General features: G+C 45.2%; 7 protein-coding genes. 5 read left to right on the top strand and 2 right to left on the bottom strand.

Going from position 1 to position 10,038, the window contains the following annotated elements:
• Positions 1–307 precede the first annotated feature (307 nt).
• The 3 genes from IV55_RS06895 to IV55_RS06885 are packed head-to-tail and all read left to right on the top strand — an operon-like array spanning position 308 to position 3,693.
• Positions 308–1,456, top strand: a complete 1,149-nt coding sequence (locus IV55_RS06895) for a cysteine desulfurase family protein (RefSeq protein ID WP_057810679.1) — start codon at positions 308–310, stop codon at positions 1,454–1,456.
• 29 nt (positions 1,457–1,485) lie between these two features.
• Complete coding sequence (gene thiI, locus IV55_RS06890) at positions 1,486–2,703, top strand: tRNA uracil 4-sulfurtransferase ThiI (protein WP_057810678.1); 1,218 nt, start codon at positions 1,486–1,488, stop codon at positions 2,701–2,703.
• Between the two features lie 21 nt (positions 2,704–2,724).
• A complete protein-coding gene (locus tag IV55_RS06885) occupies positions 2,725–3,693 on the top strand; it encodes a LacI family DNA-binding transcriptional regulator (RefSeq protein ID WP_057810677.1) in 969 nt (322 codons plus the stop codon).
• Between the two features lie 103 nt (positions 3,694–3,796).
• Here IV55_RS06885 and IV55_RS06880 read toward each other — a convergent pair whose 3' ends face one another.
• Positions 3,797–5,554 carry an ABC transporter ATP-binding protein gene (locus IV55_RS06880; protein ID WP_057810675.1) on the bottom strand — a complete coding sequence of 586 codons (1,758 nt, stop codon included), beginning with the start codon at positions 5,552–5,554 and terminating at the stop codon, positions 3,797–3,799.
• A 19-nt stretch (positions 5,555–5,573) separates the two neighbouring features.
• On the bottom strand, positions 5,574–6,182 hold the full coding sequence (locus IV55_RS06875) for a MarR family winged helix-turn-helix transcriptional regulator (protein ID WP_057810673.1): 609 nt from the start codon (positions 6,180–6,182) through the stop codon (positions 5,574–5,576).
• A gap of 185 nt (positions 6,183–6,367) precedes the next feature.
• Between IV55_RS06875 and IV55_RS06870 the strand changes: the two genes are divergently transcribed.
• Both IV55_RS06870 and IV55_RS06865 read left to right on the top strand, forming a co-directional pair.
• Positions 6,368–7,717 carry an SLC45 family MFS transporter gene (locus IV55_RS06870; protein ID WP_146993645.1) on the top strand — a complete coding sequence of 450 codons (1,350 nt, stop codon included), beginning with the start codon at positions 6,368–6,370 and terminating at the stop codon, positions 7,715–7,717.
• Between the two features lie 25 nt (positions 7,718–7,742).
• Positions 7,743–10,001, top strand: a complete 2,259-nt coding sequence (locus tag IV55_RS06865) for a glycoside hydrolase family 65 protein (RefSeq protein WP_057810669.1) — start codon at positions 7,743–7,745, stop codon at positions 9,999–10,001.
• Positions 10,002–10,038 lie beyond the last annotated feature (37 nt).

The following is a 10,038-nucleotide window of genomic DNA, read 5'->3' as shown; positions in this document are numbered from 1 at the left end:
ATTGAAGACCAATCCGTACGGCCGTTCTAGGTCTTGCTCACGACTTCCCGACTTTTGGCCCACTCTCTTTGGTTTCATTTGTAAATTAATGCGATTTTTCAAAGTCTTCGTAAATACTTGATGCGCGTGACGAATCGCAAGTGCATGTGAATTTACGGAAGTGGGCAGGGGAGACGCTAATTCGACAGGAACAACAAAGAACAAGCACCGTGACGACTCTGACTGGTTCGTGTCCGCGTGTTTGTGGTATACTGTTGCAAGTTTTTAACTCGAGTCGAACCGAATTATAAAACCAGGAAGGATCAACATGATTTACTTTGATAACAGTGCAACAACCAAGGTTGCACCGTCAGTTTTAGAGACATACCAAAAGGTCAGCGAACAGATTTGGGGCAACCCATCTTCACTGCACAATTTTGGCGAACAGGCGGACCACCTTTTGGAACAGTCACGGCAACAAATTGCTGATTTGCTTGGGGTCAATCTAAGTGAAATTCTGTTTACCAGTGGTGGTACAGAAGGCGATAACTGGGTCGTTAAGGGAACTGCAATGGAGAAGCGGGCTTTCGGTCGCCACATCATTACATCTTCTGTTGAACATCCAGCCGTGCATAATTCAATGGAGCAGTTAGCACAATTAGGGTATGAGATTACCTACCTGCCAGTTGATGAAGAGGGACGTGTTTCTGCAGCAGATGTTGCGGCCGCCATTCGTCCAGATACCATTTTGGTATCAGTGATGGCTGTTAATAATGAAGTTGGTAGTATTCAGCCGTTATTAGAAATCGCTGATGTTTTAAAAGATAAACCAACGATTCACTTCCACATTGATGCGGTGCAAGGAATTGGTAAAGGAATTCCAGAACTGATTTTTAATGATCGGGTTGATTTTATTACCTTTTCAGGCCATAAATTTCATGCACCTCGCGGCATTGGTTTTATCTATGCGCGGGCAGGAAAACGCCTAGCACCGTTGATGACTGGTGGCGGTCAGGAACGTAACTTACGAAGTGGTACGGAAAATCTACCAGCCATTGCTGGAATGGCACGCGCACTACGTTTGATGCTCGAAAACGAATCTGACAACGTGGCTAACGAACGTGCTGTACGGCAACGAATCCTAGATCACGTGAAGGACTTTCCTAAGGTCACATTGTTCTCACAACCAAACGACCACTTTGCACCACACATTTTGTGTTTCGCAATTGAAGGCGTTCGTGGTGAGACGATTGTACATGCATTTGAAGATCATGATATCTATATCTCGACAACCAGTGCTTGTTCATCTAAGAAACATTTAGCATCGAGCACGTTGACTGCAATGAAGGTACCTGAACAAGTTTCTACCAGTGCTGTGCGGGTCAGTCTCGATGAAAACAACACCTTGGCCGAAGCTGATACTTTTAATGATGTATTTGATCAATTATATGAGCAATTCAAGAAGATCAACTCGTAAACCAGTTCTGTTATAAAGGAGGTTCGAATATGAAGTATGATGAAATTATGGTTCGTTATGGCGAATTATCCACAAAAGGAAAAAACCGTAAATCCTTCATCGATCGGTTAGGCAGCAACGTGCGTAACGTGCTGCATGATTACCCTGAGGTGAAAGTGCACCCTGATCACGATCGGATGCACTTAGTTTTAAATGGTTCAGATTCTGATGGCGTGATGGCACGTCTACAAAACGTCTTTGGTATTGAAAACTATTCACCTTCAGTTAAGGTGGATTTAGAACAATCAGCCGTAGACGCAAAGGCAATTGAATTATTGACGGAACAATATCAGCCTGGCATGACGTTTAAGATTGATACACGTCGTTCAAACCATCACTTTGGGTTGAGCACTTATGAAATGAACGATCATGTTGGTGGGGTCATCTTACAAGCCTTTGATGATATTCACGTGCAGATGAAGCATCCTGATGTGACGCTTCGGGTGGAAGTTCGTAATAACGGGATCTTCCTTTCTAGCCATACCTTTGATGGTGCGATGGGGATGCCTGTCGGGACTGCCGGTAAAGGGATGATGATGCTATCTGGTGGGATTGATTCACCAGTGGCCGCTTACCTTGCGATGAAACGTGGGGTTCAAGTGGAAATGGTGCATTTCTTCAGTCCGCCATACACGAGTCAACAAGCCTTGGACAAAGCCATGGAACTGACTGGTAAGCTGACCGCTTACACAGGTAAGATTCGGTTTATCCAAGTGCCATTCACCAAGATTCAAGAAGAAGTGAAAGAAAAGGTTCCAGAGGGCTACTTGATGACAGTGCAACGGCGCATGATGCTGCGGTTGACTGTTGCGTTAGCGGAACAACGTCATGGCTTGGGTATTTTCAACGGTGAATCACTAGGACAAGTGGCTTCACAGACCATGGAGAGTATGCTCGCCATTAACGATGTCACTGCGATGCCAATTCTACGGCCATTGGTATCAATGGATAAAAATGAAATCATTGATATTGCCAAGAAAATTGACACCTTTGATTTATCAGTACTGCCTTTTGAAGATTGTTGTACCATCTTTGCACCACCAGCACCAAAAACACGACCAAACTTGGAACGGACCCGTGAGTTTGAAAAGCGAATTGATGTTGATGGTTTAGTTGCTGAAGCCTTAGCAGGCGTTAAAATGACTGAAATCAAACCTGGTGAAACCTTCTTGAATCAACAGGAAGATGTTTTTGCTGAGTTACTTTAAGTTTAAACGGAGGACGAGTGCATGGTAACGATTCGTGACATTGCGGAACAGGCAGGCGTTTCAGTTTCAACGGCTTCCCGTGCCCTAAATGACAATCCCCGAATTTCTGCCGTGACGCGTCGGAAGATTAAATCACTGGCCGATCGATTGGGATATGTGCCAAACTTTAATGCGAAGAGTCTGACCCGTGGCGAATCTAATGTCGTCGGTGTTATCTTTCCGCCTGAGAAGGCCAGTGAACAAGCAAACCCGTTTTTCATTGATGCGATGCGTGGAATTAACCAGGTGCTGACAGAGCGAAAGTATGTGTTGTCGGTGGCGATTGGTGAAACGACGCAGACTATCTTGGATAATGTGATTGCCATGGTCGACCAAGCAAAAGTTAAACGGTTTATTCTGTTGTATTCACATGAGAACGATCCAATTGCAAATTATCTGCGGACGGCTGGACTAAGGTTTGTCGTAATTGGCGAGCCTGACGCACAGTATCAAGATGATTATGTGAACAATGACAATGTCGCTGCCGGTGAAATGGGAACCGATTATTTGCTTTCACAACTTAACGTTAAGCGCCCCGTCTTTGTTGGTTCTGAAGAAGATTGGCAGTATGAGCGCGACCGGCGTGCTGGTTTTGGTAAGGCAACCACAGCACATCAAGTGGTTGGCCAGTACCTACCGATTCCGGCGGTTGAACAGCCAACGAAGGATGTACGCGTGTGGATTCATGAGCATCCCCAAATCGATGGTATTGTTGCCAGTGACGATTTATTAGGACTTGCCTTCTTCCAGCAATGGCAGTTGATCTATCCAGGGAAGAAGCTGCCAATTGTTAGTTATAATCGATCGTTTAAATTGCCATTGCCTGACTTACAATTTCATTCCATTACGTTGTTTCCAGCAAAGTTGGGGGCCGCGGCGACGGAATTGGTCTTTAAAAAAGCAGACGAAAATGGTGGTCGTCATACGGTTGTGCCGTTTAAGATGTTATAAAAATGCACGGTAACCTTTCAAACGCCCGTGCAGCACAAAAAAATCCTCATCAAGTAGGTCAGTAAAATTGCTGACGTGCTTGATGGGGATTTTTGAGTTGTGTTTACTGATTAAATTGTTCAGCCACGTATTCACGGTATAAATCATGACTGGCGACGAGTTCTTGATGCGTTCCAGCACCGGTAATGTGTCCTTTTTCAACGAAGTAGATGCGATCCGCATTAACGATGGTCGCTAAGCGATGTGCGATGACTAGCGTTGTGCGTCCCTTCATCATGTTCGTTAAGGCTTTTTGTACCATGGCTTCGGATTCAGAATCTAGACTAGCGGTTGCTTCATCTAGCATTAGAATCTTAGGGTCCCGTAAAAAGGCACGGGCAATGGCTAAACGTTGACGTTGTCCACCAGAAACTTTCACGCCGCGTTCACCCACTTGGGTGTCTAAACCATGATCCATATTGCTGACAAAATCTTTAGCAAAGGCGAGTTCCAACACATGCCACAGCGCATCATCACTGACAGATTCTTTTAACCCATAGGTCAGGTTTTCGCGAATCGTACCAGCCATAATGGCTGAGTCCTGACTGACGAAACCAATTTGCGCACGCCAATCGCTAAGCTTAAAGGTGGCAATATTTTGATCACCTAGGGTCACTTGACCACTAGTGGGGTCATAGAAGCGCTCGAGTAGACTAAAGATCGTTGATTTACCACCACCAGAAGGCCCAGCGAAGGCGACAATCTGGTTAGGCTTAGCCGTAAATGTCACATCATGTAAGATGGGCTCCTTAGGATCATAGGCAAAGTCAACGTGGCTCATGCCAAGTGCTTGACCGCTAGCATCCACTGGTTGACCTTGCTCCAAGTCTTCCTCGGGTTCTTCTAGTAAGTCATGAATCCGGTTGGTGGAGCCGGCTGCCTTACCAGTTGCGCTGAATAAGTTTGCTAGGGTTGGGACTGCACCAATCAGGTTAAACAGATACATCAAAAAGGACATTAGCGTTCCAATTGACATACTGCCTTGTGAGACCCGGTGAATCCCATAAGCCAACAGACCAAAAATCATCAGCATCATGACCATCATTAAGAAGGGGGACATGATGGCGTCGACAACGGCTTCACGAAGACCGATACTGAATAGTGATTTAATGGCCGTGTCGGCTTGTTTTGTTGTTTGTGCTTCTGCGTTAGAGGATTTTACCAAACGAATTTCGCTAAGTGTTTCACTGGCAGTCCCGTTGAAATCAGCGAGGGCGTCTTGTCTTGCATGACCAATTCTAGATGAAATGGTAATCAAGGGGATGATCACAACCATGGCTAAAGGTACCACTACGACCATGGCAACGGTCATGTGCCAATCCATGCGCAACATCATCACAACTGAGCCAAGGACCATTAGCAGGCTGGAAAAGGCAGCGGGAACGGTATTAGCCAGCAGATCCTTTACTTGGGTAGTGTCGTTAATGAGTCGTGATGACATTTCACCTGATTTGGTGACATCAAAGTAGTGAACACGTAGCGTAATCAGTTTGCGCCAGACACGTTCGCGGAGTCCTTGCACAACACTTTCACCAAAGATGCCGAGGACGGTACCTGAAATTCCGGAGAAAATGGCGGCGAGAATAAATATAACAGCGACGCCGGCTAGTAGGTGATAGTCGATGCCATGTTTGAACTGGTCCACCAATCCTTTAGCAAGGGTTGGCACAACCAGTTGTAGGGCCGTTGCTAATAAACCAACGAGCATTCCCCCAATCAATAGGAGGTAGCGTGGCTTAGCGGCATTAATGAGTTGAATAAATTGACGCATGCTGAAGGCGGTTGGCTTGCCGTCAGCAGACGCTTGTGGTCGACGTTGCATAGTGATCTCCAATCAGTAGTTAGAAGTTTCGGCGGTTAAATGGGTTAAAGGGGCCATGATTACCATCAAAGTGAGGGTGGTTGCGGTTTTCACGCATGAAGTTTTCGAATTGCGCATCATTCATCTTCCAGGGACCCCAGCCATGATCGTGATGTTGTGCGCGTCCTTCACGAAAACGTTCTGCAAGTCGATCATGATAATCCTCGCTGCTGAGTTGTGTGTTTAATTTATTCAATAAAGTCAGCAATTGTGCTTTTTCTTCATCGGACAACGTTTCAAACACACCAGCGCGTAAATCAGTGCCGGTTTGTAACAGGTGATCCACTTCTTCTTGACCGGCAGTCGTTGCTGTAATGTTGATAACCCGTGCATCGTCAGCATCCTTGGTCCGTTCGATGAAACCGGCATTTTCTAACCGTCGTAAGATACTCGTGACTGAAGACGGTTTGATGTCTAATGCATCGGCTAGGTCACTGGCAGTGAGGGTGCCACCGTCGTGTGAGGTGATTAGGTATAAGGCACGTAGGCTGTTGCCAGGGTCATTGTCAGTTAGTAAGGCCATCCGCAAAAATGGTTGTTCCATTAAGCGTCGAAGTTCATTGAATAAATCATAGTTTTGATCTGTCATGTTGTTTATCTCCATTTAGTTAGTTTTAGTTTTTAAAAACTAACTAAATAATAGTCACTTCCAAATATAAGTCAATAAAAAAGTTTAGTGCAAACGGTTGCAATTTACTGTAAGCGGTTACATAATAGGAGACGGAAATTATTTTATATTGTTGTCGCAAACTGCGATTATTTGGAGGAATGGTTATGTCAGAAGACAAAGGTACGACCACCAAGCACAAGTTACCGAACTTGCCTGCTAGTGTCATCTGGATGATTAGTTTTGGGTTCTTAGGTGTACAAATGGCCTTTTCACTACAGAGTTCCAACATGGGCCGGATTTTCCAAACGCTGGGTGCTGACCCAACGCGTCTCGGTGCTTTCTTCATCCTGCCACCATTGGCAGGGTTAGTCGTACAACCATTAGTTGGTTATTTCTCAGACCGGACATGGAGCGCACGCTTCGGACGCCGTTTACCATACTTGCTCATTGGGGCAGTGGTCGCCGTCATCGTTATGTGTTTATTACCAAACGCCGGTAGCTTTGGCTTTGGTTACGCATCGATGGCTGCACTATGGTTTGGTGCCATCACGATCTTGTTCATGGACTTATCAAGTAACGTGGCCATGCAACCATTCAAGATGATGGTTGGGGACATGGTGAACGATGAACAAAAAGGCTTTGCCTATGGTGTTCAAAGTTTCTTATCAAACACTGGTGCCGTTTTAGCTTCAATCTTCCCATTCTTATTAACCGCTATCGGGGTTGCCAACACTGCTAAAAAAGGTGTGGTCCCACAGTCGGTGGTTGTTTCTTTCTATGTAGGTGCCGTTATTTTAATTATCTGTAGCTTGTTCACAATTCTACGGGTGAAGGAATACGATCCCGCCACATATGCGCTTTATCACAACATTGATGAAAACGCGAACAAGGAAGGCGGCAACATGTTCAAGTTGCTCGCCAAAGCACCTAAAGTATTCTGGACAGTAACTGTTGTTCAATTCTTCTGTTGGATGGGTTTCCAATATCTATGGACATATGGTACTGGTGCGATTGCAAAGAATGTTTGGAACACGGTTAACCCGGCCAGTGCAGGATTCCAATCTGCTGGTAACTGGTTTGGCCTGATGTCAGCTGTTCAATCATTAGCTGCCGTTGTGTGGTCATTAGTGATTGCACGGGTCCCTAACAACTTGCACAAACAGGCTTACTCACTTGGCTTAGGCTTGGGTGCAATTGGATTCGCTTCAGTATTCTTCGTTCACTCACAAGGATTGTTGGTTGTTTCATTTATTTTGATTGGTATTGCCTGGGCTTCAATGATGGCATTCCCATTCACAATCCTCACCAACGCACTGTCAGGTGCCAACATGGGAACTTACCTTGGTTTATTCAACGGTTCCATCTGTTTACCACAGATTGTTGCCAGCTTGCTTAGTTTCGCAATCTTCCCATTACTTGGTTCATCAATGCCTGCAATGATCTTATTATCTGGTATCTTAATGTTATGTGGTGCTTTATCCGTAGGAATCGTTCACGAAACGTACGCTGAATAAGACACGACTAAAAAGGAGATTAACGATGAAACAAACGTTTGAAATTGAACCTTGGAACGTTGTTACACATACTTTCGATAAAGCGGACAAACGCCTGCAAGAATCTATGACCAGTCTTGGTAATGGCAATATGGGTCTGCGTGGATTCTTCGAAGAAAATTATTCTGGCGACACACTTCCTGGAATCTATGTTGGTGGTGTATGGTATCCAGACAAGACACGTGTTGGTTGGTGGAAGAACGGTTATCCTGACTATTTCGGGAAGGTTATTAATGCCGTTAACTTCATCAAGATTAACGTTGAAGTTAATGGTGAAGCCGTTGATTTAGATAAAGATCAAATCAGTGATTTTGAACTGAACCTCGATATGAAACGCGCCGTGTTGACACGCTCCTTCACGCTGACAAAGGGTGCTGCAAAGTTAGCCTTTACCTTTACTCGGTTTGTCAGTGCAGCGCAAAAAGAATTAGCTGTTATTCGTTTAGACGTTAAGAATCTGGGAACTGACAGCGTTGACTTGAAGCTTCGCTCAGCACTGGATGCCGATGTTGAAAACGAAGATGCCAACTACGACGAACGTTTCTGGAACGTGTTAAACACAACGCAAAACGATCATGATGGTGCTGTTGTCGCCATCACGAAAGAAAATGCGTTTGGCACACCGCGCTTTACGGTGGGGATGGCGATGCATAACAGTACTGAACTGCCACTTGTTGATGAAGCACAACCAAGCGACAAGGAAGTCGTTAATGCGTTCTCCGGCAAATTAGCTGCTGGTGAAAGTACATCACTGATCAAACGTGTTATTGTTGTTTCCTCACGTGATTACGATACCCAGGACAAACTGGAAGCAGCCATGATCGACTTGAGTGCGAAGGTTGGGCATACCAGTTACGAAGACTTGTTGGCTGCGCATGTCGATGTTTGGGCGAAACGTTGGGAAAAGAGTGATGTCGTCATCGATGGCGACACTGCCGCTCAACAAGGAATTCGTTTCAACTTGTTCCAATTATTCTCAACGTACTATGGTGAGGATTCACGGTTGAACATCGGGCCAAAAGGATTCACTGGTGAAAAGTACGGTGGTGCGACCTACTGGGATACAGAAGCCTTTGCCATTCCAGTTTACCTGGGCGTTACCGACGAACAGGTTACGAGAAATCTCTTGATGTACCGTTATCAACAATTGGACGGTGCCTTCCATAACGCCAAGATGCAAGGGTTAGACGGGGCTTTGTATCCAATGGTGACCTTTGACGGAATTGAATCTCATAATGAATGGGAAATTACGTTTGAAGAAATTCACCGGAATGGTGATATTGCATTTGCCATCTATAACTACACCCGTTACACCGGGGATACGAGCTATGCGCTTCATGAAGGTAGTGAAGTCTTAACTGCTATTTCCCGCTTCTGGGCTGACCGGGTTCACTTCTCTGAAAGAAATCAGCAATACATGATTCATGGTGTTACTGGTCCTGACGAGTACGAGAACAACGTTGATAACAACTGGTACACCAACTACTTGGCGCAATGGACGTTGAAGTACACGTTGGAAGTATTGGATGAAGTTGATGCTGACCAAGCTGCCAAACTGAATGTTTCCGATGCTGAAAAGAAGCAGTGGCAAGATATTGTTGATCGGATGTACCTGCCTCACGATGATAAACTTGGCATCTTTGTTCAACACGATGGCTTCTTAGACAAAGACATCAAACCTGTAAGCAGCTTGCCTGCAGATCAACTTCCACTGAACCAACACTGGTCATGGGACAAGATTTTACGTTCACCTTACATTAAGCAAGGGGATGTTTTACAAGGTGTCTGGGACTTTATCGATGACTTCACACCAGCACAAAAGAAGGCCAACTTTGATTTCTACGAACCATTGACGGTTCACGAATCAAGTCTGTCTGCTTCAATTCACTCCATTTTAGCTGCCGACTTACATGAAGAAGATAAGGCTGTTGAAATGTACGAACGGACGGCGCGGCTTGACTTGGACAATTACAACAATGATACAGTCGATGGGTTGCATATCACATCCATGACCGGTGCCTGGTTAGCGATTGTGCAAGGCTTCGCAGGCATGCGGGTGCGTGATGATAAGCTTCACTTTGCACCATTCTTACCAAAGAAGTGGACAAGCTATCAGTTCCGGCAGTTATTCCGTGGCCGCGTTATTGAAATTCATGTCGATCAAAATGGTACGAATGTTAAATTAATTTCCGGTGATCCATTGACGATTGATGTTGATGGCAAAGATGTTGCATTATCACGTTAATTAGATTGAGAAGAGAGTGAGACAAAAGTCGGGAAGC

It is taken from the genome of Furfurilactobacillus siliginis (genome assembly GCF_001437435.1).
GTDB classification, from domain to species: domain Bacteria; phylum Bacillota; class Bacilli; order Lactobacillales; family Lactobacillaceae; genus Furfurilactobacillus; species Furfurilactobacillus siliginis.
This window is presented reverse-complemented; position numbering and strand designations above follow the sequence as displayed.